General features: G+C 61.8%; 25 protein-coding genes and 2 pseudogenes. 17 read left to right on the top strand and 10 right to left on the bottom strand.

Annotation, left to right across the window (positions count from 1 at the left end):
* Nucleotides 1-128 precede the first annotated feature (128 nt).
* From NDO75_RS19655 to NDO75_RS19620, 8 genes and pseudogenes are all read left to right on the top strand, one after another.
* Nucleotides 129-404 carry a PadR family transcriptional regulator gene (locus NDO75_RS19655; RefSeq protein ID WP_310908309.1) on the top strand — a complete coding sequence of 92 codons (276 nt, stop codon included), beginning with the start codon at nucleotides 129-131 and terminating at the stop codon, nucleotides 402-404.
* Nucleotides 405-658: 254 nt separating this feature from the next.
* Nucleotides 659-1059 (top strand): annotated as a pseudogene (locus NDO75_RS19650) (DDE-type integrase/transposase/recombinase); the annotation flags it as partial.
* Between the two features lie 428 nt (nucleotides 1060-1487).
* On the top strand, nucleotides 1488-2243 hold the full coding sequence (locus NDO75_RS19645) for a diphthine--ammonia ligase (RefSeq protein WP_310908308.1): 756 nt from the start codon (nucleotides 1488-1490) through the stop codon (nucleotides 2241-2243).
* A gap of 78 nt (nucleotides 2244-2321) precedes the next feature.
* Nucleotides 2322-2756 carry a universal stress protein gene (locus NDO75_RS19640; protein WP_310908483.1) on the top strand — a complete coding sequence of 145 codons (435 nt, stop codon included), beginning with the start codon at nucleotides 2322-2324 and terminating at the stop codon, nucleotides 2754-2756.
* A gap of 63 nt (nucleotides 2757-2819) precedes the next feature.
* Entirely contained in the window at nucleotides 2820-3239 is a 420-nt protein-coding gene (locus NDO75_RS19635) for a universal stress protein (RefSeq protein ID WP_310908307.1), read from the top strand.
* A 258-nt stretch (nucleotides 3240-3497) separates the two neighbouring features.
* The gene (locus tag NDO75_RS19630; RefSeq protein ID WP_310908306.1) at nucleotides 3498-3728 is read left to right on the top strand and encodes a universal stress protein; all 231 of its coding nucleotides are present in this window, start codon (nucleotides 3498-3500) and stop codon (nucleotides 3726-3728) included.
* A gap of 135 nt (nucleotides 3729-3863) precedes the next feature.
* Nucleotides 3864-3986: a hypothetical protein gene (locus NDO75_RS19625; protein ID WP_310908305.1), complete on the top strand. Its 123-nt coding sequence runs from the start codon at nucleotides 3864-3866 to the stop codon at nucleotides 3984-3986.
* A gap of 168 nt (nucleotides 3987-4154) precedes the next feature.
* Nucleotides 4155-5033 (top strand): universal stress protein, encoded by an 879-nt coding sequence (locus tag NDO75_RS19620; RefSeq protein WP_310908304.1) that lies wholly within the window; start codon nucleotides 4155-4157, stop codon nucleotides 5031-5033.
* Nucleotides 5034-5074: 41 nt separating this feature from the next.
* On the opposite strand, the pseudogene NDO75_RS19615 reads toward NDO75_RS19620, so the two are convergent.
* The 3 genes and pseudogenes from NDO75_RS19615 to NDO75_RS19605 all read right to left on the bottom strand — a co-directional run.
* Nucleotides 5075-5569: pseudogene (locus NDO75_RS19615) on the bottom strand (transposase); the annotation flags it as partial.
* A gap of 238 nt (nucleotides 5570-5807) precedes the next feature.
* Nucleotides 5808-6224 (bottom strand): universal stress protein, encoded by a 417-nt coding sequence (locus tag NDO75_RS19610; RefSeq protein ID WP_310908303.1) that lies wholly within the window; start codon nucleotides 6222-6224, stop codon nucleotides 5808-5810.
* Between the two features lie 664 nt (nucleotides 6225-6888).
* Entirely contained in the window at nucleotides 6889-7371 is a 483-nt protein-coding gene (locus NDO75_RS19605; protein ID WP_310908302.1) for a pyridoxamine 5'-phosphate oxidase family protein, read from the bottom strand.
* 170 nt (nucleotides 7372-7541) lie between these two features.
* On the opposite strand from NDO75_RS19605, the gene NDO75_RS19600 reads away from it, so the two are divergent.
* The 3 genes from NDO75_RS19600 to prs all read left to right on the top strand — a co-directional run bounded on the left by NDO75_RS19600 (nucleotide 7542) and on the right by prs (nucleotide 9915).
* Entirely contained in the window at nucleotides 7542-8009 is a 468-nt protein-coding gene (locus NDO75_RS19600; protein WP_310908301.1) for a universal stress protein, read from the top strand.
* A 41-nt stretch (nucleotides 8010-8050) separates the two neighbouring features.
* The gene (locus NDO75_RS19595) at nucleotides 8051-8914 is read left to right on the top strand and encodes a universal stress protein (RefSeq protein WP_310908300.1); all 864 of its coding nucleotides are present in this window, start codon (nucleotides 8051-8053) and stop codon (nucleotides 8912-8914) included.
* A 182-nt stretch (nucleotides 8915-9096) separates the two neighbouring features.
* The gene (gene prs / locus NDO75_RS19590) at nucleotides 9097-9915 is read left to right on the top strand and encodes a ribose-phosphate diphosphokinase (protein ID WP_310908299.1); all 819 of its coding nucleotides are present in this window, start codon (nucleotides 9097-9099) and stop codon (nucleotides 9913-9915) included.
* A 192-nt stretch (nucleotides 9916-10107) separates the two neighbouring features.
* Here prs and NDO75_RS27800 read toward each other — a convergent pair whose 3' ends face one another.
* Nucleotides 10108-10329 (bottom strand): hypothetical protein, encoded by a 222-nt coding sequence (locus NDO75_RS27800; protein ID WP_345784910.1) that lies wholly within the window; start codon nucleotides 10327-10329, stop codon nucleotides 10108-10110.
* An 826-nt stretch (nucleotides 10330-11155) separates the two neighbouring features.
* On the opposite strand from NDO75_RS27800, the gene NDO75_RS19585 reads away from it, so the two are divergent.
* Together NDO75_RS19585 and phaC are read left to right on the top strand one after the other, a co-directional pair.
* Entirely contained in the window at nucleotides 11156-11608 is a 453-nt protein-coding gene (locus NDO75_RS19585) for a universal stress protein (protein WP_310908298.1), read from the top strand.
* The gene (gene phaC / locus NDO75_RS19580; RefSeq protein WP_310908297.1) at nucleotides 11605-13239 is read left to right on the top strand and encodes a class III poly(R)-hydroxyalkanoic acid synthase subunit PhaC; all 1635 of its coding nucleotides are present in this window, start codon (nucleotides 11605-11607) and stop codon (nucleotides 13237-13239) included. Before NDO75_RS19585 ends, phaC begins: the two co-directional genes overlap by 4 nt.
* Before the next feature lie 83 nt (nucleotides 13240-13322).
* Here the strand turns inward: phaC and NDO75_RS19575 are convergent, their stop codons facing one another.
* From NDO75_RS19575 to NDO75_RS27795, 3 genes are all read right to left on the bottom strand, one after another.
* Nucleotides 13323-13667 carry a helix-turn-helix domain-containing protein gene (locus tag NDO75_RS19575; protein ID WP_310908296.1) on the bottom strand — a complete coding sequence of 115 codons (345 nt, stop codon included), beginning with the start codon at nucleotides 13665-13667 and terminating at the stop codon, nucleotides 13323-13325.
* 128 nt (nucleotides 13668-13795) lie between these two features.
* Complete coding sequence (locus NDO75_RS19570; RefSeq protein ID WP_310908295.1) at nucleotides 13796-14212, bottom strand: SDR family NAD(P)-dependent oxidoreductase; 417 nt, start codon at nucleotides 14210-14212, stop codon at nucleotides 13796-13798.
* Between the two features lie 201 nt (nucleotides 14213-14413).
* The gene (locus NDO75_RS27795) at nucleotides 14414-14734 is read right to left on the bottom strand and encodes a VanZ family protein (RefSeq protein WP_345784915.1); all 321 of its coding nucleotides are present in this window, start codon (nucleotides 14732-14734) and stop codon (nucleotides 14414-14416) included.
* An 823-nt stretch (nucleotides 14735-15557) separates the two neighbouring features.
* Here NDO75_RS27795 and NDO75_RS19565 point away from each other — a divergent pair.
* Entirely contained in the window at nucleotides 15558-16310 is a 753-nt protein-coding gene (locus tag NDO75_RS19565; RefSeq protein WP_310908294.1) for a sugar phosphate isomerase/epimerase, read from the top strand.
* An 84-nt stretch (nucleotides 16311-16394) separates the two neighbouring features.
* Here the strand turns inward: NDO75_RS19565 and NDO75_RS19560 are convergent, their stop codons facing one another.
* Nucleotides 16395-17030 (bottom strand): dienelactone hydrolase family protein, encoded by a 636-nt coding sequence (locus NDO75_RS19560; protein WP_310908293.1) that lies wholly within the window; start codon nucleotides 17028-17030, stop codon nucleotides 16395-16397.
* 248 nt (nucleotides 17031-17278) lie between these two features.
* On the opposite strand from NDO75_RS19560, the gene NDO75_RS19555 reads away from it, so the two are divergent.
* Nucleotides 17279-17728, top strand: coding sequence for a universal stress protein (locus tag NDO75_RS19555; RefSeq protein WP_310908292.1), 450 nt, complete (start codon nucleotides 17279-17281; stop codon nucleotides 17726-17728).
* A gap of 42 nt (nucleotides 17729-17770) precedes the next feature.
* Here NDO75_RS19555 and NDO75_RS19550 read toward each other — a convergent pair whose 3' ends face one another.
* Together NDO75_RS19550 and NDO75_RS19545 are read right to left on the bottom strand one after the other, a co-directional pair.
* The gene (locus tag NDO75_RS19550) at nucleotides 17771-18988 is read right to left on the bottom strand and encodes a CBS domain-containing protein (RefSeq protein WP_310908291.1); all 1218 of its coding nucleotides are present in this window, start codon (nucleotides 18986-18988) and stop codon (nucleotides 17771-17773) included.
* 149 nt (nucleotides 18989-19137) lie between these two features.
* Nucleotides 19138-19776 (bottom strand): phosphoribosyltransferase family protein, encoded by a 639-nt coding sequence (locus NDO75_RS19545; RefSeq protein ID WP_310908290.1) that lies wholly within the window; start codon nucleotides 19774-19776, stop codon nucleotides 19138-19140.
* Nucleotides 19777-20315: 539 nt separating this feature from the next.
* Between NDO75_RS19545 and NDO75_RS19540 the strand changes: the two genes are divergently transcribed.
* Together NDO75_RS19540 and NDO75_RS19535 are read left to right on the top strand one after the other, a co-directional pair.
* Nucleotides 20316-20831 carry a DUF2267 domain-containing protein gene (locus tag NDO75_RS19540; RefSeq protein ID WP_310908289.1) on the top strand — a complete coding sequence of 172 codons (516 nt, stop codon included), beginning with the start codon at nucleotides 20316-20318 and terminating at the stop codon, nucleotides 20829-20831.
* Nucleotides 20832-20960: 129 nt separating this feature from the next.
* Entirely contained in the window at nucleotides 20961-21290 is a 330-nt protein-coding gene (locus NDO75_RS19535; RefSeq protein WP_310908288.1) for a hypothetical protein, read from the top strand.
* Nucleotides 21291-21296: the final 6 nt, after the last annotated feature.

Here is a 21296-nt window from a genome sequence, read left to right as displayed (position 1 = left end):
GAAACTCTATGTTCTCAAAATAGAGACCGCCGTGAGATGTCTTTTTAGAACGTATATACCCTGTTATAAGACCCGGCAAACGAATGTACAAAGATGATAATAAATAGCGAATATAGTATATATGGCGTATGGACGATTTGACCGGCTTCCAACGCGACCTCCTGTACGTGATCGCAGGTGCTGATCAGCCATCTGGCCAAGATGTAAAAGACGAAATAGAAACATACTATGAATCGGATATCAATCATGGCCGCCTCTACCCCAATCTCGATACCGTCGTCAACAAGGAGTTAGTCGAGAAGGGGCAACTGGACCGCCGCACCAACTACTATGATATCACGGACGAGGGGCTCGAGCAACTACAGGAGCGGCGGGAATGGGAATCCCAGTACATCGACGTATGAACTCTTCACGCAGCAGTTGGTGAGTTCGATAGTCAGACGACATCTCTCGGAGGTATTCTGGCTATGACGGCGTACAGCTGGTCCATCGATATTGGTACTAGTAAGAAGGGCGGTACTCGATTTGCTTATATTTCTCAGACCCGCCGACGTCCACGAGAGCGAAGTTCTCGTGTGGCCTTTTGGAGAGCAAAACTCTCCAATGGTCGGCGAATCGTTGATTCGCCTTGACATCAGGACGCGAAGCGTTCTGCGGACGGCGAAGCCGTCGTGGGGTCGCCATTGATGAGACTGCTGTCAAGATTACCGGTGGCTGCCATTGGGTATATGAAGCAATATACACGGATTCTAGACTCGTTCTTGATGTCGCAGTGTCCGGGCGACCAGGCGCCGATCCAGCCGCTGCATTCCTGCATCGACTGACCGAGCAACACGATCTCTCCGAGACGGTGTCTCTCGGCGATGGAGACGGCTATCTGACTGAAATCTTCGATGAGGATTGAGCGATCAGCTTGACTATGTCGACCGAAACCGCATCGAGAAATGGTTTCACACCCTCAAACTGCGTATCGACTGCTACCATACCTCGTGGGTGGGCAGTCGGGCGAGTGTTTGAGTCTATATTGATCAAATCATACAATACTATGCCACACAATGATCGTACCAGTCACTCAGCAGACAGAAACCAGCAGAGGTGCTTAACTAGACAGTGCCTCCGCACGAATCGCAACAGCGGTTTAAACCTACCAGTTCCAGTTAGATCTGACCAAGTACTATACCGGTACGGTGCTATCCCACCGTGCTGCCGAGATACGGCATTACGATCACGCCAGCTCTGGTGCCGGGGTCATCGACGAGTTCGTTGCTGATGCGGTGGCCACCGGCGGTACGTACTCGACCACCTTTTCCGCGACCGTCGATTCCGTTCGGCGTATCGGGACGTGTGAAATCGTCACGGTTCGCACCCGGCGATGAGATGCGTGCTGGCGGGTCGAAGCCGTCCAGAGAGGGATCGTCTCCCGGACCGGGTCCGTCGGTATCGAAGCCGGCGCACAGACATTTATTCACCGATGGAAAACGGAGCGTATGTCCGAAGTAGACGGCGGATGGGTCGCGCTCTTCTCCGGCGGCAAAGAGTCCTCGTGGGCGCTCCACTGGGCCTTGGAGAGCGGCCGTGACGTCCGCAGACTCGCGATCGTCCACCCGCCGGAGCAGTCCCAGATGTACTACGCCCCGGCGAAGACGGTGACACGACTGGCCGCGCGCAGCATCGGGATCCCGACCGTCGACGTCGCGCTCCCCATCACTGACATCGAACCGCCTGATATCGGAGGGGACCTCGGACGGCCGTTGGAAGGACGCGGTGATGGAGAGATGGAAACGCTCGAGTCCGCCCTTTTGCGACTGGACAGTGAATTCGACGGCGGTCTGGACGGGGTCGTCGCCGGAACCGTCGAGAGCGAGTTCCAGGCCGATCGACTCCGATCGATGTGCGACCGCGTCGGTTGCGCGTTCTTCGCACCGCTGTGGCAGGCGGACCCCTGCGACCTCCTCGACGCGATGCTCGAGGCCGGCCTCGAGATCGTCTTCGTCGAGGTGGCGGCACCCGGGTTCGACGAGTCCTGGCTCGGCCGGCGACTGGACCGGGACGCCCTGACGGACTTGAGGGAACTCCACCGAGAGCGCGGTATCCACATCCTGGGCGAAGGCGGGGAGTACGAGACGGTCGTGACCGACGGGCCACATATGTCACGTCCCGTCGCTATCGAATTCGAATCAGAGTGGTATGGCAGGTGGGGGCGCGTGCGGATCACCGAGGCTCGACTCGATTCGTCTGATTGAGTTACCCACGACGAAAGTCGTGGGATTCAGCGTGGATTCCCGATCTAGCCGCAATCGCGCCGGTGATTCGTACTCACCATTCTCGTTCAGCATCCCGCTGCAGCGAACCGTGCGATCGAGCACGCTCTCGATCTCGCGTCGACGTTCGATGCCGACCTCCATGTGCTCTACGTCGTTGATACCCGACGGTACGGCGAGTCGGCGCTGGCGGAGTTGGAGACGGCTGTCGCAGATCTGAAGGAGCAGGGGGAGGGGATCCTGCGGAATACCGAGGCCCAGGCCGACATCGATATGACGACTGAGATCCGCAGCGGCCGTCCACACGACCAGATCGGTGAGTACGCCGAGGAGATTCATGCCGACCTGCTCGTGATTGGCAACCGCTGTCTCGGTGCCGGCGGTGAAATTGGAAGCACCGCAGAACGAGTGGTCAGGTACGTCGATCGACCGGTGATCACGGCCCGAATCAGCGACTACTACGAGAGCATCACTATTCTCGACTCGAGAACATGACAGCTGTATCAACGATTTGAGTATGGGTTATTTAGCGGCTTTCGACGTTGGTACTTGTATCCGATGTACGACACGATACTCGTCCCGACCGATGGGAGTGATCCGGCGAACCGCGCCGTCGAACACGCGCTGGAACTGGCCAATAACTACCAGGCAGACATCCACGCGATATACTGTGTCGAGACGTATCGGTACGGCGAACCAGCGCTGAGTAGTGCCGAGATCGTCCTCGACCGACTCGAAGAACAGGGCGCGGCGATGCTCGATGAACTCGCCGATCGTGCGGACAACGTCGGTATCGACTGTGGTTGCACCGTCTGCCACGGAAGGCCGTGGGAAGAGATCCTCGAAAAGGCCGACGAGATCGATGCTGACCTCATCGTGATAGGATTCCAGGGACAGAGTCACGAGCGCCGGGGCAAGATCGGGAGCGTCGCCGAACGAGTCGTCCGACACGCCGATCGACCAGTGTTAACCGCGTAACGATAATTCCGACGTCGAATCTTGTGTCCATATTCCTTCGACGGTTCAAACCGCCTCGTTCTCGAGTCCGCTACTGGCGAGAATGCCGATCACGTCCTCCGGTTCCCACGGATAGCCCGACGCAGAGCAAGCGGTGTACGGGCGTGTCGCCGAGACGGTCCTCCGTCGGGCGCCGACTCCCGTCACTGTCGTTCGATGAGCGACCGCTCGGGGACGCCCCAAGCTTGTTCATCCCCAGTAGCGGAGATGACGATAGCAATGACGTTTCTCGTTCCCTTCGACGGGTCCTACCTGGCCGAGGCAGCACTGCTGCGGGCGGCTGAGTACGGCGAGGCGCTGGATGAAGACGTGATCGCTCTGACTGTCATCCCGGACGACGAAGCGTACGCGATCGACGTCGGGTGGTACGAAGAGGGGGAGGACGAACCCTTTAGCGTCCCGTACGTCGCCGGAAAGCTCCACGAGGGTGTCACCGATATCGCCCCATAGGCCGCGTTCCGGTACGAGCGAGTCGATCGGAGAACGCCCGCCGAAATCGCGACGCGGATCAGATCGATTGCCGAAGAGGTACGACCATCGGTCGTCTTCCTCGGAACCGACAACGTCGGCGAGATCGCCGAACCGGTGACCAGCGTCGCCGGCGGCGTCGCGGAAGACCCGACCTACGACGTTCACATCGTCCGATACTACGCACCGCCGTCGATTCCGGAGGTCAGACTCAAGGAGGGTGGATATACGGACCAATAACGAGCGACCAACAGGTCACGCCGGGGGAGTGCTCGGCTCACGGCGTCGCCAGGTATTCCGTCGGCTGACGATCGGGACCGACAACTTGCTTGATCGTCAACGCTGTATCTGTCACGTTTGCTGAGATAACCTGTGCGATTGATAGGCGTCGGGGTCGAACGGATCGACATGTTCACGACCGTACTCGTACCGACAGATGGGAGTCCCGGAGCCGAAGTCGCGATCGCCCATGCGACGGAGCTGGGCTGGACGTACGACGCCAGTGTACACGCGCTCTACGTCGTCGACACCGAGGCCGAACCGACCGGGCTCCCCACTGACGAGCGAGAGGAACTCCGCGCCCCGTCCGAGCGTCGCGGACGCGAGGCGACGATCCGAGTCACGGATCGGGCCGAGGACCGCGACCTGAAGGCAGCGCGGGAGGTCCGCGAGGGGAGCCCACACAGGGAGATCCTCGAGTACGTCGACGAACAAGACGTCGACCTGATCGTGATGGGGACCCACGGCCGCACCGGCGCTGATCGCGTTCGCCTGGGCAGTACCACCGAGCGGATGATCACGCTCTCGGACGTGCCGGTGCTCTCGATTCGCCTCTCCGAGGAGCCCGAGGAACCCGACTCGGACGTCGGTCCGTACGACGATGTGGTGATTCCGACCGACGGGAGCGACGCCGCCGAACGCGCTGCGGAAACCGCGCTCGATATCGCCGAGAAGTACGACGCAGCCGTTCACGCCGTGTACGTCCTCGACACGACGACGTACGCCCTCGAGGACGCTCCGCGGAGCATCATCGGGCTACTCAAAGAGGGCGGGCGCAACGCGACAGAGTCGGTGGCGGACATGGCACGGGAGCGGGACCTCCCCGTGACGACCGACCTTCGACGGGGCGTCCCGGCGGACGAACTGCTCGACTACGCCGACGGCGTCGATGCGGATCTGATCGCCATGGGGACACGCGGTCGAACCGTCGGGTCCGGCCGGTTACTGGGGAGCACCACGGCCCGCGTCGTCCGTCGATCGACGGTCCCGATACTGTCGGTCAGCTAGTCGTCCACGGTTCGATGCGCTGTTCGAGCTAGTGAACTACCCTACTCGCTCACGGCTGACGCCGTTCGATCCTTGAGGGTAGGGCTTCCTGCTTCCACGACGCGCTTTGCAGATACAGGCGTATCCACAGGGAGTGCAGTCTCCACAGGCGTTGATTCGGAGTGTTCCACTCCTACGTCTTCGAGGCCGCGAGAAAGAATGTTCCACGCCGCGTTCGCGTCCCTATCCGCCTCGAAACCGCAGGCAGGACAGGAATGTTCACGGACCCACAGCGGCTTCTCCGTCGAGACGCCGCACGCCGCACACTCTTTTGTCGTCCCTCTCGGGTTGACCGCGACGAAGTGCGTCCCTTCGCGGTCGCACTTGTATTCGAGCAGCGAGAGGAACGTTCGCCACGCCGCCGACGCCGTGTTGCGACTGTTCGGCGCCGATTCTATCATCCCCTTCACGTTCAGGTCTTCGGCCGCCACGAGGTCGTACTCCCGTGCGTAGTAGTTCGAGAGTTTGTGCAAGAAGTCGCGGCGCTTTCGCTTGAGTATCCTACTGCAAAAACGGTGCGGTTGCGTGGGCCTGTGGGCCTGCTACCGAATCGTGTATGAGAATCGTGCGCCGCTGTATCCCCTCCCTGCTCGCGACTCCCGTTCGGTCGGCGCTCGCTGAGGAAGGGGGCTTAGCGCCTCAATTGAGCTAAACGCCGAGGGCGTCACGTAGCACGACTGCCACGGCGAGGCGGGTCGGCCCCTCCTGTCGCGCTGGTCGATTGGACCGTCCCGATCAGGTGAGCAGTACCGGCCGCTCTATGGTGCGAGTAACCCGGTCGGCGACACTCCCGATGTGATGGCCGGTTTGCGAGCGCCCGTGGCTCCCGAGCAGCGTCAGGTCAGCGTCGATCTCGTCGGCGTACGCGGTAATCTTCTCGTGGGGGTTCCCGTGACAGCACGTCGTGACCACGTCCACGCCCTGATCAGCGGCACGCTCCTCGACCTCCACAAGAAGGTCCGTCGATTGGTCCTCGAGATCGTCGACGACGAGTTCCGTGCTACTGAGCGCGGGCTCCCCGTAGCGGCCGGTGTCGACCACTGAAAGGACGTGGACCTCGGCTCCGTACTGCTCTGCGAGGCTCAGTGCGTGTTCGACGGCGCGGTTCGCCGGCTCGCTCCCGTCCGTCCCTACTAGGATGACATCGTACATAGACGTTCTATGCAGAAGGGCAACGACCAGGATCATATGTAGCGTGGCAGTTCCCGTTGGATGATAATTAGTAGCAGGTCCGGACAGCGGTACACCTGTGCCGGCGTTTAAGCGGCTCTCGCCACAAGGCCTGTAGGCAGGGAGGCGTTCTCTCCGAACTCTCACACTCGACAGTCGCAACTCGGTCGATCGAACGTACTCCTCATGGTCGGAGACGAGAATACGAGTCGGCTCTGCAGTGCGGACGCGATCGCCGTAGATCGCAAACTCGTTCTCGAGACCGTCGTTTTCTATCCCGTTTCCGACGAGCGTATCGAACCCGTCGGGATCGACGCGGTCAAACAAGGTGTAGCCGTGCGTCGCAGCAAGGGTGGTCGGATCGATTTCCTCGAGGGTCCCGAAGCCGTTGCCGCGACGTGCCTCACGTCGGTACCCGTATTGTCGACGGGAGCAAGCCGTCTCTTCGATGCAGAGGTGGAATTCGACGAAGTAGTCTATCGACCGCTTCCATACGAGCAGTCAACGCAACACAGAATCTACCAGTTTTGAGAAGTGCTACACGACCGACCGATATCGACGGCGAGGGCGTTCGATCGCTCGTCACGGTGCGATGGCGAACTGCGCTGCTCTGCGACTCGGGTGCCGGGGACGACCCGCCGCTCCGTCACTGCGATTCGTCCGTCGTTCGGAGAGCAGGCGGGAGCCCCTGATGTTTGATCCCCGTCTGCTCGTCGATGCTGAACTCGTAGACGCTGACCTCGCCCGAGAGGGTCGCCGTGTCGAACAGTTCGGGTCGCCACGTCTCGCTCAGGACCTCCTCGAGCGAGTCCCACTCCGATTCGGGGACGGCGGTAATCGACCCCCGAAGGAGGGCACTCTCCCAGTTGTACATCGTGTCCACTTTGAAGACGAGGAAGCTCGCGGCGTCCGCCGCTTCACTCAACGCTCGCTTCCGGCTGCTGGAGCCGAGGAGGAACGTGAAGTAGAGCCGCGTCTCGCCGTCGTAACCGAACGTCAGCGGAAGGAGGTACGGAGCGTCCTCCTCGGGGAGACCGAGAACGCCCGTTTTCTGACTCGACAGAAAGTTTCGGATCTCGGTGTCGCTCATCTTCTCCAGTCCGTACTCCTGTAATTCGTCGACTGACATGTTCTGATACTCGCCGAGCAGCGCAAAAAAGCCACCCTCCAGGTGCATACCGCGAGAGGATCCCGAACGATACCGACAGCAGACCGCAGCGGGCGTTCGGTACCGTTTCCGTCTGGCCGTTGCAGATGGCGATGACGCTGTGCAATCCAATATCGGTGCTCCGATGCGGGGTGGCCGCTCGCGGTGTCAGAAGTGAGGGCGAGAATCACCAACTTCGACGTGGTCTGTCACCTCTAGACGAACCACACGACTTCGACGACATCCCCGTTCCGACTGACGGCAGCAAGGGCGCCGAACAGGCGATCAAGTTCGCGCGGCGAAACGACGCGACTTTGCACGCGCTGTACGCGACGGACATGGGCGACGCTGACTCCGTTGCGGTCCCGAGCGACATCGCACAGACCCGGAACCGCCTCGAGAAGAGGGGCGAATCGTTCGTCTCGGAGATCGAAGACCTCGCCGACGACGCCGGGGTCGACTGCGTTACGATGGTCAGGGCGAACACGCCCGTCGAGGCAATCCTCGAGTACGTCGACGACCACGACATCGATCTCGTCGTGATGGGTAAACGCGGGCGTTCGGACTCCGACAAACCGCTCATCGGCTCGATCCCGTGTTCACCGCCTGAGAACCCCTAGAATAAGGCCGATTCGGAGTGACGTCTTCGCCGAGATACGTCATGTACGACCGAATCCTGCTCCCGACCGACGGCAGCGACGTCGCAGACGCCGCGGCCGAGGCGGCCGTCGCGCTCGCGCGGCGGTTCGACGCCGACCTGCATGCAGTTCACGTCTTCGAGCTCGGCGATCTCCCGCTCGAGTACGAGGACGACGCGGCCGACGAGTTCGCCCATCTCGGCGAGGAGGCGGTCGCGAGGGCCACGGAGATGGCGGCCGAGGCGGGCATCGACGCGACGGGGACGCTTCTCGAGAACGGCCGGTCGGTCCATCGCGCGATTCTCGACTATGCCGACGAGCACGACGCGGACTGCATCGTGATGGGGACCTACGGTCGCACCGGGCTCGACCGGTTCGTCATCGGGAGCGTGGCAGAGCGGACCCTTCGTAAATCGCCCGTGCCGGTCGTGACCATCCACGAGGACACCGTCGTCGATCCGGACGTCGATTCAGTGCTGGTGCCGACCGACGGCAGCGACTGCGCCGCGGCGGCCGTCGACCACGCCATCGAGCTGGCGACGGCGACCGACGCGACGCTCCACGCCGCCAACGTCGTCGATCTCGGGATTTTTTGGGACGAGAGCGCTACCGTCGCCCTCGATGCGCTCGAGGACGCGGGCGAGCGCGTCACCGAACGGGCCGTCGAACGCGCCGGCGACGCCGGCGTCGCGACCGCCGACGCGGCGGTCCTGACCGGGACGCCCCACCGCGAGATCCTCACCTACGCCGACGAGCACGACATCGACCTGATCGTGATGGGCACCCACGGACGGACCGGGTTGGACCGAGTCCTCCTGGGCAGCGTCACCGAGCGGGTGGTCCGCCACAGCGACGTTCCCGTCATCTCTGTCAAAGACCAGTCATAGGTGTGGCCGCTGGCGGACGGCCTCACGCGGAGACGGGAACCTGGGCCGAGCGGGAATCCGAACGAGATGCCGACCGACGAGTCCGCTCGCGACGATCCGCTCTCGATGGTGGTCGCAAACACCCCAGCCACGGAAACGAACTTGGCGCTCGGAATCGAACGCCGAATCGACGGGTCGTCTCCATGGAACTCATCGTTACGCCCACCGCAGAGCATCTCGAGCTCGACGCCGCGCGGCTCGATCCGCATCCGCGGAACGAGTCCCGCGTGTTTCCCGACGACGAAGTGTTCGTCCAACTCGAGTCGGTCGCCGAACTCGAGTCCGCGCTCGTCGTCCACTCGGGCCAGCCGCGCCCGAATCGGGGTCTAGCGTATCTGTACGGACTGCTCGATCTCCTCGCTGAACACGACGTGCTGATCTCGCTCTGTTTCACCTACGCGCCGTACGGCATGCAGGACGCGTCGTTCTATCCGGGGACGGTAAACTACGCTCGCGCCCTCCTAGACCACGTCGTTCGGTACCCCGTTCGGCAAGTGTACGCCGTCGACCCCCACTTCGGCCATCGGGCGTGGACGGCAGACTATCCGCTGACTCAGTTGCACGCGTTCCCACTCGTTCGGGACCGCGTCGACGACGACCTCGACGACTACGTCGTCGTCGGCCCGGATCTCGGTGCCGTCGATCGGTTCGGGATTCCCGGCTTCGAGAAGACGCGAAAAGATGCGTACGAGGTCCAACTCGAGGGGGAACTCGACGTAGAGGGGCGGAACGTGCTGGTGTTCGACGATCTGATCGAGACCGGCGGAACGATGGTCGCAGCGTACGATCGACTCAAGAGTCAGGGCGCGGACACGGTGGTCGCCGCGGCGGTACACGGCGTCCTCGATGAGGGAATTCAGCGCGTCCGAGACGCGTACGATGGACTCTACCTGACGAACACGATCGCGACGGACGCCACGAACGTCTCGATCGAATCCCTCGTACGGACAGTTCTCGAGTGAGCCTCGAGCGACGGTGAATCGCCTCCCGTTCGAGGCGTCTTCGACTGTCCGTCTGCGGGACGCTATTCGCGTCGGGCCGTCGTCGGCAGTCGCGTAGCGCATGACCCGACAGACGTTCGGCCAGATCGGACCCGACACCGTTCTTGCTGAAACAGCCATTCGGTAGGTGTGCGAATCTAACGATTCATCCGATTAGCGACAGCCGCCTTTGTCGGGATTCCACTCACACGCATCGCCTGTAGTGAGGTCGTTCTCGTCTATGTGCGCCGACAGACAAGCGTAGTTACAGAAGTACGCGGGCGAACCACAGTCGTCATCGCAGTCGCGGACACAAATGGGGTCGTGGTCGAAAATCCGTGAATCGCAATACGCACACGTCTCATCGGCGTCGGGAGTTGCGATGGTGGTGGACATACTCACGCTATGAGACGGGCAACGGAAAGCGTTTGGTGAGGTGGCCGATAAGTAGACCACCTGTACTGAGCGATTAGGGGTGTGGAAAGCTATCCACTGCGGAGGATTCCATCAGACCCTCGCGTTTAGCGCGCGCGGCCGGAGAGCGCGAGAGAAACCATCGCCTCGTCGACTGGTGTGATAATATATGTGAAATCTGAAATGTGTGCACAATTTCTTCGTCATCGGCGTGGTTTTCAGTGTGAGGAAGACGTCCTCTCCGTAGTCGTCGCGACAGATACCGAAATGCCAAACGCGATCGACGTGGTCCTGATCACGATTCCTTCAGCGACGGACGTACCGACGACCGATTGATACAGACTGGTTGCCTATCATGTCCGACTTGTCGGTCTGAATCCGTCGGTATGCCGCTCGCAGCACGGAGAATACACGGATTATCCACTGCACGCGGTCAACATGTTACTGGATGCACCGAGCTAGTAGTCTCACTATCATGACTGTAACGATTACAATAATATGTCTGTAATGGGAGTACGGAAAGACGCGGTGCTCGGTGTTCGTGCCGCTGTGACATCAGTGAGACAATTGATACGGCCGGAAAATAGCAGTCTACCTGCGAATGTCTGCCGAACCAGCACTAGTTGGCAGAGCGGCCTCGTCACGTGTAGAGGTCCAAGGCTCACCGAGTGGCCCAGTCGTTGTGTCCGGTTTCAGTACTCGACCTGTTCAGGACCGTACCGCTGTTATGGACTGCTGCGGGCCCACGATTCCTATACGCCGAAAGCCACCGTCTACCCTTTTGCCGTTGGAAAGCGACTGGCCGCTCATGTACGAGACGATACTGGCCACGACCGACGGGAGCGAGTACGCCCGGGCGGCCGTCGAGGAAGCGGTCCGGCTCGCGGCTGAGCACGGTGCAGCGCTGCACGTGCTTGCCGTCGTCGACCGACGCGTCCGCGAGGCGACCGGACTCAGCACCGAGGAACTCGTGACGGTCGAGTCCGAAGATCAGTGCCGCGAGCACCTGGCGGACGCGGCACTCCTGGCGGCCGATGCTGACATTGAATGTGAGTGCAAGGTGAGCTACGGCGTGCCGCCGGAACGCATCCTCGCGTACGCTGATGAGATCGACGCCGACGTCATCGTCCTCGGCACGCATAGCGACCATACGAAGCACCTCGGCGGCGTCGGCCGGGCCGTCCGTGCCGGTAGCAATCGGGAGATCCGCGTCGTTGACGACCGAACTACCGACCAACTTGTAGAGCTACACCGCACATGAAAACTGACGAATCTAAACGTATTCGAACCCCGCTCGAGTTGTACCTGTCAGCCCAGAGAACGGCGGCCGAGTCAGCAGCCGATACGGTCCGTCGGGCGAGCGTCCTCGACGACCGTATCGAGGACGCCGCGTCCGTCGAGGTCGGACAGACGGCCAGCGACGTGGTCTACAGGGAGAACAAGCTCGCCCTCCGCCGGTACGAGCCGCTGACTGCCGAGCAACACGACATACCGATTCTGATCGTCTATGCCCTAATCAACAAGCCGTTCATTCTGGACCTGCAGCCTGACCGGTCGGTGGTGCGTCGCCTGCTGGAAGCCGGCCACGATGTCTACCTCGTCGATTGGGGTGAGCCCTCCCTCCTCGATGCCTCGCTCGGCCTCGACGACTATGTCAACCGGTATATCGACAACTGCGTCGACGTCGTCCGCGAGCGTTCCGGCCAAGAGCGAATCAACGTCCTCGGGTACTGCATGGGCGGGACGCTGGCGGCTATGTACACGGCGCTACACCGCGAGAAGGTCAACGCTCTAGCGCTGATGGCCACCGGCCTGTACTTCGAGGACACCGGTGGCGTCCTCGAGCTGTGGGGCAACGAGGAGTACTACGACCCGCGGGACGTGACAGAGACGTACAGGAACGTTCCGAACGAGTTTCTGGACGCCGGCTTTACGCTGATGGACCCCGTGGCGAACTCCGTCTCGAAGTACGTCCACCTATTCGACCGCCTGGAAAACGAGGACTTCGTCGAGAACTTCGCCCGGATGGAACGTTGGCTCGACGAGGGCGTCGACGTGGCCGGCGCGGTCTACGCGGAGTTTTTAGAGGAAATCTACCAGGATAACGCCTTGTACGAGAACGAGCTGACAGTCGGCGGCGAGCACGTCGACGTCAGGAACATCGACATGCCTCTGTTGCAGATTATCGGCAAGTACGACAACCTCGTACCGACGGCGGCGAGCACGCCGTTCAACGACGTGGTCAGCAGCGACGATGTGACGACTATCGAGTACCCGACCGGCCATGTCGGGCTCGCAATGTCGAACAGCGCCCATCGCGATGTCTGGCCGGAGGTCGCCGAGTGGTTCCTCGAACAGACGTCCGAGCCAGTGCTGGCCGACGTCATCGGCGATGGCGTTGAGGGGGCACTCGGCGTCGACGTCGAGACCGACGTCACGATTGGCAGCGCCGACGAACTCGAGATCACCGTCGCAGATGAGGACGGTGTGATCGCCAGCGAGACCGTGCGCCTAGACGTGACCGCTATCGAGCAGTTCCTGGAGGGCGCGCTGGGCGTCGAAATTGGCATTGACATCGGGGGAGAGGGCATCGCCGTGGAGGTCGTCAGCGACGGCGAGGTCCAGACAACCGTCGTCGAGACCGTGGGCGAGGCGATCCGCTCAGAAATCGAGGAGGCCGTCGAGCAGGTCGACATCGCCGCGTCGTACGACCTCGAGGATCTAGAGGGGATCGGACCGACCTACGCCGAGCGGCTCCGGACGGGCGGTATCGAGTCGGTCTCGAAGCTCGCCGTTACCGATCCGGCCCGCGTTGCCGACGTCGCCGAAACAAGTGAGCCCCTCGCCCAGAACTGGATCGACGAGGCGCACCGGCTGGTCGAGGCAAAGTGAGTGGTTCGCGCCGGTCCAGTCACACGATTCGGTCCGACGCAACGAGGTCCCATCCTGCGTCGTAGCGAACCGCGGCGCAGGCGCTATTCTCTCTGCGACGTGTCACCGCAGCCGCCGGTTAGGTCCCGCCCCCGATCGCGAGCCTCGAACACGCAGGTTGTTAGGCTGTCGAACCGTGGTGTGGGCTGCTGTCGCCGGATCGTTTCGCTCCTGATATCGTACTCGAGGAATCCGCCCGCCTGTAGTTTCGGCAGGTGTCGGTGGTGGAGGGCTGACGTGGCCGGACTATCGCCCTCCTGTGTGTCGTCGAGGTGTTCCGCGAGCTGCGCCACGGTGACCGTCTCGTCGTCACGCTCCCGGAGGTGGTCCACCACTTCCCGTCGGAGTGGGTGAGCGAGCGCGAGCAGCACCGCATTCAGCTCTGACATATGGTCCTCCATCGGTTCCCAGACATTTCAGCGGGCATTGTCGTTCCTACTCACCTGGAACCACCCCGGGAATCCAACTCCGGTCGGTCGGTCCCATACCTGTTCGGCGCACCGGGCCGGTGGCCGGCTCATATCAGGACCGCCAGTTCCTCGCGGTCGACGCTCAGACGATGAACGGGTCCCCCGAAAGCGTGCAGCCGACCGGCCCCTCGCGATTGGTCGGGACACACTTTCCGAGGCGGCAGCGTCGCTTCCCCGCACTCCTCGACGGACGTCTCGCTCGCGATACCGGCGTTGTTGACCAGCACGTCGAGTGTTCCGAACTCGTCGACGGTCGCTTCGACCAGCGCCTCGATCTGGTAGTACTCGCTGACGTCGGTCTGGACGAACTCACAGCAGAGTTCGTCCGCGACAGCCTCTCCCTCGGATCCGGTCCGATTTGCGATGACCACCTCTGCACCTTCGTCGACGTACGCGGCGGCGATCGCCTTGCCGATACTCGATGATCCGCCGGCAACTATCGCGGTTTTCCCTTCGAGCCGCATTGTTGCTCCGGGGTTCGGAATGACGGCCAAAATAAAAGAGACCGTGCTAATCGTCACTGCCAGACGAAAATCGTCACCAAGTGCGCTCACGACTCGGAACGAACCCTCGCTGTTTCAAACGAGGAATGCGATTGCACGTGATTCTGAGTAGAACGGATTGCTGAATATAGAGGGCGAGTGCGGATTCTGTCGTGACCGAGACTAGGAACGGGTTCGGCTCGTGGGCGCGAAGCGATGCCACGAGATAACTCCGAGGATCCCTCCGACGAAGCCCGCAATAACATCACCTTGTTCGAACTCCCTACCGGGAATCTCCTCCTGAAGCACTTCGGTGCTTATCCCGTAGATAGTCGACAACGCGACTGCCATAACGGCGACGCGAAGAGGTGGTTCGTCGTCCTCGAGTGCAGCTACGAGCGCTGCTGCGAGGCCTGCGTGACCCAGTAGATGAAGGAACTTATCTGGGCCGTATAGTCCGAAACTCGGATTGTATCGGGGCGGAAGTGGAAGAGCCGAACCCACGAGCAGTAAAAGCGCACTGCACACAACCCCAAACCATCGTTCCCCGTTACTCACTGTTCCAGTAGACACGAGCGTCCCTATGATCCGAGCAAGTATGAGGTCACGGGCGAGGAGTGACTGCCAAGACACCTACGCTGAAGATGGATGGTTCCGTCATCCCTGCTACTGTGGTACCGGACGTCGGTGGATCGTCGTCATAGGGATCTGGTCGATCCTGCCCGCATATATCCCGAACAGGGCCGCCGTCATTTGGTAGCGGGTATCTTCCGTCTATATCACATACGATGAGAGTTTTTAGTTCGCGTATCGTTGACGATGTACCACCCCGATGCGGCAAGGATCGAGCCGATCAGGCCAGCAACGACATCTGCGGGTTCGAATGCTCGCCCAGGAATCCGTTTCTGGAGTCGACCAGCCACGAGACTGAGGATGGTCGAGATGCATATCGCAAGGATGGTTGCTTCTCGGTTAGTGTATCGACTAGCCCTGAATGCGTCTGCGAGTATCACCGCATAGCTCGCATGTCCTACGAGATGCAGGAGCTTATCCGGGCCTACCCATTTCCACTCCGGATGCCGTTGGAGCGGGGAGGGCACGATTGACGCGAGGAGGAGAACGATAGTGGAAAAAGCGACCGGCGTCCACGGAGAGTCGGGGGATCTGGTTCGCATACTCTCTCCTACGTCCCGTGGCATTTTGATGTCGGGGATGGGTACCCAGTCTCCTCAAATCCCCGAAGACGCAGATACGGGTACGAACTTATCGGTCGTGTCGTGGCCTACTGAGCCGTCGTACCTATATCAATGGATGGTGACACATGCGTATGGACATTGGCCTCACTGTTGGCGATTCGCTCGAGCGAGCGGAACGAACGATCGAGGGATTCGACCTGGCGGAGCTATCGATCGGCGAAGGGAGCGATCCGACCGAGATCGACGCGGACCGACTCGAGACGATTCTAGCCGCTGTAGATGCCGACCTCTGCGTCCACTTGCCGTTCAAGCAGGACGTGGTGACGCCAGTACCTGAAATCAACGACGCGATCGTCGACTATCTGGCCCGGCTGCTCGCGTGGGCCGGCTCCGTAGACGCGAAGAAGGCCGTGCTTCACGGAACGGCCCGAAATCCACACGACACGGATCTCCGTCCCCTCTTCGCCGAGCAACTCGCCGCGATTGGAACGGCTGCCTCCGACGTTGGCGTGGAACTCGTCGTCGAGAACGTCGGCCACCAGAAGCGCGGGCTACCGCTTTCGGTGTTGGGCGACCTCGCACGCGAAACAGGAACGGCCGTCTGTTTCGACGTCGGGCACGCGTTCATGGAAGATGGCGACGATGGCGTTGAACGGTTCCTCTCAGGATACGGCGACCTCGTCTCCCACCTCCACATCCACGACGCTCGGAGCCGTGGCGACACCCACCTCCCGCTCGGCGCCGGCGAAATCGACTATAGCGTCGTCACGGATCACCTCGCCGGATTCGACGATAGCGTTGCGATCGAAGTCTTCACCGACGACGTCGCGTTGCTGGAGGATACCGCAGGTCGAACGAGATCGATACTCGAGGCTGACACGTGACCGCTCGAGAAACGGCCGAGTAGCCGCTTCTATTCGGTCCTCCCTTCGTCAGTGTCGATGTCCTCGAGAGCGTCACTACCGTGCCTACGCGAGTTCGTCCTCGAACCAGTCGGCCGCCACCTCGGCGACTTCTTCGAGTTCGCCGGGGCCTTCGAAGAGGTGGCCTGCACCCTCGACGACGTGAATCTCCGCCTCACAGGCGAGCGCGTCGGCGGCCTCGCGGTTGAGCCGGAGCACCTGCGTATCGTCGCCGCCGACGATAAGCAGCGTGGGGGCCGTGACATCGGCGAAAGCCGCCTCGGCGAGGTCGACGCGGCCGCCGCGGGAGACGATGGCGTCGACGTCGGTCGCGTCGCGGGCAGCTGCTCGCAGTGCCGACGCCGCGCCGGTGCTCGAGCCGAAGTAGCCGTACCGGAGAGCCGCGGTCTGCGGGCGGTCACGCAACCACGTCGTCACCGCGACGAGCCTGTCGGTCAATAGCGGAATGTCGAACCGGTTCTCGCGATCGCGGTCCTCGGCCTCGGTGAGCAGGTCGAACAGCAGCGTTCCCAGCCCCCGATCGCGAAGCACGTCGGCGACGTAGTTGTTGCGCGGGCTCTTCCGGCTACTGCCGCTCCCGTGTGCGAAGACCACGAGTCCGCTCGCTCCCTCAGGGACGGCGAGTTCGCCCTCGAGTTCGACATCGTCGATCGGAATGGACACGAGGTTTGATCCGGACATAGCTCCGACTCCGACCCTTGGTGTCTTAGTATCGCCGCCTATCCGTCACTTGATGGGATGGTTTCGCGTCGCCGTTGGCGACGACTCACACCGATAGTGACGTTTTTCGACATCGCTGTCCCGCAGTAGATACCGGGCTGGTGGACGTAGCTATCGAGACGTTCCACCCTGGGCCTGACACGAGCGGGCGTTCCGACACCACTGAAACACCGTCCCGATTTAACTCGCTCGGGAACGAACGCACGATCATGAAGTCCCTCGTGGCAATCGACGGTTCTGAGGAGTCGGAGGCCGCCCTCGCTCACGCCGCCGACATCACGGACGCGATGAACGGATCGATCACGGCGGTCCACGTGGTCGATCCGACCGCGTACGACGTAGGCGGCAGCGAACCGATCTCGTCGTTCTCGGACGCAAATCGGCGACTGATTCTCGAGAGCGTCGAAGACGCCGAACAGCGGGGCCAGGACCTGCTCGACGACGCGTCCGCGCTCGCCGACGAACTCGGTTACGACATCGAGGTCGAACTTCTATACGGCAATCCGATCAGGGAGATCACCGACTATGCCGAGGCCGAGGGGTTCGACGCGATCTTCGTCGGTCACCGCGGCCGATCGGAGCGCGCGGGGCTGATGCTCGGCAGCGTCGCGAAGTCGCTGGTCGAACGGGCGACCGTTCCGGTCACTGTCGTGCGCTGACGCCGCCTTCCCCGCGCCTACGCCTCGTAGAGTGAGACCCGATCACTCCTCGAGCAACCATCCGAACCGCTTCTCCCAGAACTCCTCGGTCGGCGGCTTCTTGCTCCGGCCGTGGGTCTTCTGGTCGCGGATCTGCCGCTCTAAGACCTCGCGGGCCTCGTTGAGTGCGTGACTCGCGCCGTACCCTTCGCCAGAGGCGATGTACAGCCCCCGATCGGTGTGGAGTCGGATACGGGCGAGCAAGAGCGGTCGCCCGCGGCGTGTCTCGTCGTGCTCGTGGAGGTGGATCTTCGCGTCGAGAACGTTCATATCGTGATCCCTGTCGTCGAACTTCTCGATCATCGCCACGATCTCGTCGTAGGTCGCGTCGTCTATCAGATCGGTCCCGTAGACCTGTACGCCTCGACTACCGCCTGCCTCCCACGTAAGCGAGTCGAGGACGTCGGTTTTCGTGACGATCCCGTCGGGCTGTCCGTCCGAGATAACCACCAACGATGAGCCACTGACATCGAACATCTCCTCGACGGCCGTTTCGAGCGTGTCTCCCGGTTGAATCGTGCGCACCGGCGAGGCCATGACGTCACGGACGGGCAGGTCCAGAACACGCGCGGACTCGCCTTCCCGAGCGCCGAAGCCGCCGCCTCTCGAGCGACCGGCGCTAGCAGAGATATCGCCGCCGAACGGATCGGTCCCGTCCGCATCACCGCCTTGGCTCTGGACTTCTGCTCGGACAGTCAGATCGGTAACGTCGTAGAGGCTGCAGATACCGACCGCCGTGTTCTCCTCGACGACCGGGAGGTGTGTGATGTGATGCTCCCGAAAGACGTTGAGCGCCTCACCGAGGGTCGACGCCGGATCGAGTGAGACGAGGTCGCTCGAATAGGCCTCGGCGACGGTCGCGGCGTCGAGGAACGGCTTGACTTTCCGGAGAATTGCATCCGCAGTGACGACCCCGATCAGCTCCCGACCCTCGAATACTGGAAGGAGTTGCGAGTCGCTATCGATCATCAGCTGTGCGACCTTGCGAATGTCCTCGTCGGGTGTGAGTCGAGGGACGTGCCAGACCAGCGACCCGAGCTTTTCGTCTGGTTGCCGGTGCGATGTCGCGAGTTGTCTCCTAGTGACGACCCCTTCGAACTCGTCGTTCCGTATCACGACGCCCTCTATGTCGGAATTTGTGAATTTTCCGACGACCTTCGAGACCGTTGTCTCCGGGGCAAATTCGACGTATTCCTCCGAAACGATATCAGCGATATTCATTGTGGTATCGGGTTTCCGTTCAGTTTCGTGGTTGCTCGGATTGCGATGCGACGAACCGGTGTTGCTCGTGACGCCTGTTCGTTCTCGGGGCTACGTAGCCGATGGTCAGTTTTGGTATCCGAACCGAGACGGACCTCGGTGGGCATCGGTCACGCCTCCAGATACGTCATCGCCTCCTCGTCGGACACTTGCGCGAAGTTCTCGTAGAACTGCCCGACGCCTCTGAAGCCAGTCGGCGTCTCGAGGCTGACGACCTCGTCGGCTTCGGTCGCCAGTTCGTCGATCGTGTCCGGCGGGCCGACCGGCACTGCGAGCACGATGCGCTCGGCGTCCGTTCCCTGGAGTCGCTTAAGACACGCTCTGACGGTCGACCCCGTCGCGACGCCGTCGTCGACGACGACCACGGTCTTGTCGGTCAGGTCGGGTTCCGATCGCTCACCACGGTAACGGTCGGCCTTTTCACGCGCGTTCTCCGCTTCCACCTCGCGTTCTTCCTCGAAGTATTCGTCATCGCTGTCCGTGGCGCGAAACGCCCGCTCATTCCGCCAGACGCTCCCGTCGCTCGCGACGGCGCCGATAGCGTACTCCGGGTTGCCTGGGGCGCCGATCTTCTTCGCGACGACGATATCGAGCGGCACGTCGAGCGCGTCGGCGACCGCTCGCCCGAGCGGCAAGCCGCCACGCGGGATGGCGAGCACGATGTCCGCGTCGATCTCCCGCTCGCGGAGCGCCGTTGCGAGTCGTTCTCCCGCGTCTGTTCGGTCCGTAAATCGACGACCTCCCCTCATCAGTTCACGAAACGAGGGGCAATAGCATATAACAGGGGTATAGCCCCAACGAGACTGAACGATTGTGATGAAATACAGTATCCGCTCAGTACGAACGATACGTCGTCGGCCGGCCCCGTCGCTACGTACGTCGAAGTGCTGCCGAAAGCGATGTCGGATCGGATCCGACTGCAGTCCCGGCAGCACGGAGTATCGAAAGATCGGTGGCACATTGCCGACCGTGATCGACTGCTCGAGGTGCCTCGGCGAGGCAGATCCCCCGAGCAGTCTTCCTTTCTGGCCCGTGAGCGAGAGGCCATCGACGGCACCCGTTACCGCGCCGGTTTCCACCACAAGGCGATTAGCCACGACATCACAAACTGTCGTCTCGGCCGACTCGAGCGCCGTCTCGAGGGTCCGCTCGAACCTGCTGATCGCAACGCGCACGTCGGAGCGTCATCGATCCCCGATCAATTCGGCGACGCTAGACGGGAGCGAAGCCGCCGAATCTGGCGGTGGGCACCACCTAGATTGACGTAGCTGGTTCGCAAACGTAAGGTATGGACTTTGACAAGTTTGCTGGAACGGTTCAGCATCGACTCGAGTTCCCGGACACCGGCCGAACGGTACGGGCGATCCGGGCGACGCTCATGACGCTCGGCCAGCGGCTCTCGGAGGAAAACGCCGAGGATCTCGCTGGGTCGCTCCCGCTGGAGATCAAGTGGTATCTCACCGGTGCCATTCAGGAACACGGCCAGCGGTTCGACTGGCACGAGTTCGTCGACCGCGTCTGCGAGATCGAAGGCGGCGATCCGTCGGATGCAGCGTACCATGCCAGGGTCATCGTCGATCTCGTCGAAACCGTAGTACCCCCGTCCGACTTCCAGCAACTCCGCAACGAGTTACCTGAGAGCGAAGACGACGAAAACTGGCGGAAACTATTCGAAGTGGTCGACGCCGGCGGGTGGGGAGACGCCGAGGAGGCACAGACTGGCGGCGGTCCACAACCCGATGCGACGAGTCGGGCCGGTTCCGAGTCGACAGACGAGGATTCGACCGACGGTGAAACGGACTAAGCAGCCGTGCCGAACCGTCGCGGCGGAGCCGACGGGGATGCACCCATCGAGCGCCGCATCGCGGAGTCACGCCTCTGAGTCCTCTGTCCGCTCGACTAGCTCGAAAAGCGGACTGTACGCGTCAGGGAGTTGCTGGAGCGCATTGTCAACGACCGGTTCGTCGGTCTCGCGAAAGAGCACGGGTTCTACTCCGAGGAACTTATGGCCGACCTCCGCGACCGGACCACGATTCAGAACGTCGAAGCGATTCCCGACGACGTGAAGCCGCTGTTTCACACGGCTCACGACGTGCCCGCGGACGGCCACTTTCGCATCCAGACAGCATTCCAAGAACACGTCGACAACGCGGTGAGCAAGACGGTGAACCTGCCCCGATCGGCGTCCGTCGAGGACGTGACAGACATCTTCCTCACTGCACGGAAACTCGAGGTCAAGGGATTGACCACCTCTCGCGCCTGAAGACCG

Origin of the sequence: Natrinema sp. 1APR25-10V2 (genome assembly GCF_031626495.1) — an archaeon.
Taxonomy (GTDB): domain Archaea; phylum Halobacteriota; class Halobacteria; order Halobacteriales; family Natrialbaceae; genus Natrinema.
This window is presented reverse-complemented; position numbering and strand designations above follow the sequence as displayed.

Excerpts from the sequence above, each read along its gene's own strand:
- NDO75_RS19560 (WP_310908293.1), bottom strand. The coding sequence starts at position 17,030 with ATGTCCGGATCAAACCTCGTGTCCATTCCGATCGACGATGTCGAACTC.
- NDO75_RS19645 (WP_310908308.1), top strand. The coding sequence starts at position 1,488 with ATGTCCGAAGTAGACGGCGGATGGGTCGCGCTCTTCTCCGGCGGCAAA.
- NDO75_RS19550 (WP_310908291.1), bottom strand. The coding sequence starts at position 18,988 with ATGAATATCGCTGATATCGTTTCGGAGGAATACGTCGAATTTGCCCCG.
- NDO75_RS19575 (WP_310908296.1), bottom strand. The coding sequence starts at position 13,667 with ATGTCAGAGCTGAATGCGGTGCTGCTCGCGCTCGCTCACCCACTCCGA.
- NDO75_RS19545 (WP_310908290.1), bottom strand. The coding sequence starts at position 19,776 with ATGAGGGGAGGTCGTCGATTTACGGACCGAACAGACGCGGGAGAACGA.
- NDO75_RS19620 (WP_310908304.1), top strand. The coding sequence starts at position 4,155 with ATGTTCACGACCGTACTCGTACCGACAGATGGGAGTCCCGGAGCCGAA.
- NDO75_RS19655 (WP_310908309.1), top strand. The coding sequence starts at position 129 with ATGGACGATTTGACCGGCTTCCAACGCGACCTCCTGTACGTGATCGCA.
- NDO75_RS19555 (WP_310908292.1), top strand. The coding sequence starts at position 17,279 with ATGAAGTCCCTCGTGGCAATCGACGGTTCTGAGGAGTCGGAGGCCGCC.
- NDO75_RS19585 (WP_310908298.1), top strand. The coding sequence starts at position 11,156 with ATGTACGAGACGATACTGGCCACGACCGACGGGAGCGAGTACGCCCGG.
- NDO75_RS19605 (WP_310908302.1), bottom strand. The coding sequence starts at position 7,371 with ATGTCAGTCGACGAATTACAGGAGTACGGACTGGAGAAGATGAGCGAC.
- NDO75_RS27800 (WP_345784910.1), bottom strand. The coding sequence starts at position 10,329 with ATGTCCACCACCATCGCAACTCCCGACGCCGATGAGACGTGTGCGTAT.
- phaC (WP_310908297.1), top strand. The coding sequence starts at position 11,605 with ATGAAAACTGACGAATCTAAACGTATTCGAACCCCGCTCGAGTTGTAC.
- NDO75_RS19610 (WP_310908303.1), bottom strand. The coding sequence starts at position 6,224 with ATGTACGATGTCATCCTAGTAGGGACGGACGGGAGCGAGCCGGCGAAC.
- NDO75_RS19595 (WP_310908300.1), top strand. The coding sequence starts at position 8,051 with ATGTACGACCGAATCCTGCTCCCGACCGACGGCAGCGACGTCGCAGAC.
- prs (WP_310908299.1), top strand. The coding sequence starts at position 9,097 with ATGGAACTCATCGTTACGCCCACCGCAGAGCATCTCGAGCTCGACGCC.
- NDO75_RS19630 (WP_310908306.1), top strand. The coding sequence starts at position 3,498 with ATGACGTTTCTCGTTCCCTTCGACGGGTCCTACCTGGCCGAGGCAGCA.
- NDO75_RS19570 (WP_310908295.1), bottom strand. The coding sequence starts at position 14,212 with ATGCGGCTCGAAGGGAAAACCGCGATAGTTGCCGGCGGATCATCGAGT.
- NDO75_RS19565 (WP_310908294.1), top strand. The coding sequence starts at position 15,558 with ATGGACATTGGCCTCACTGTTGGCGATTCGCTCGAGCGAGCGGAACGA.
- NDO75_RS19540 (WP_310908289.1), top strand. The coding sequence starts at position 20,316 with ATGGACTTTGACAAGTTTGCTGGAACGGTTCAGCATCGACTCGAGTTC.
- NDO75_RS19635 (WP_310908307.1), top strand. The coding sequence starts at position 2,820 with ATGTACGACACGATACTCGTCCCGACCGATGGGAGTGATCCGGCGAAC.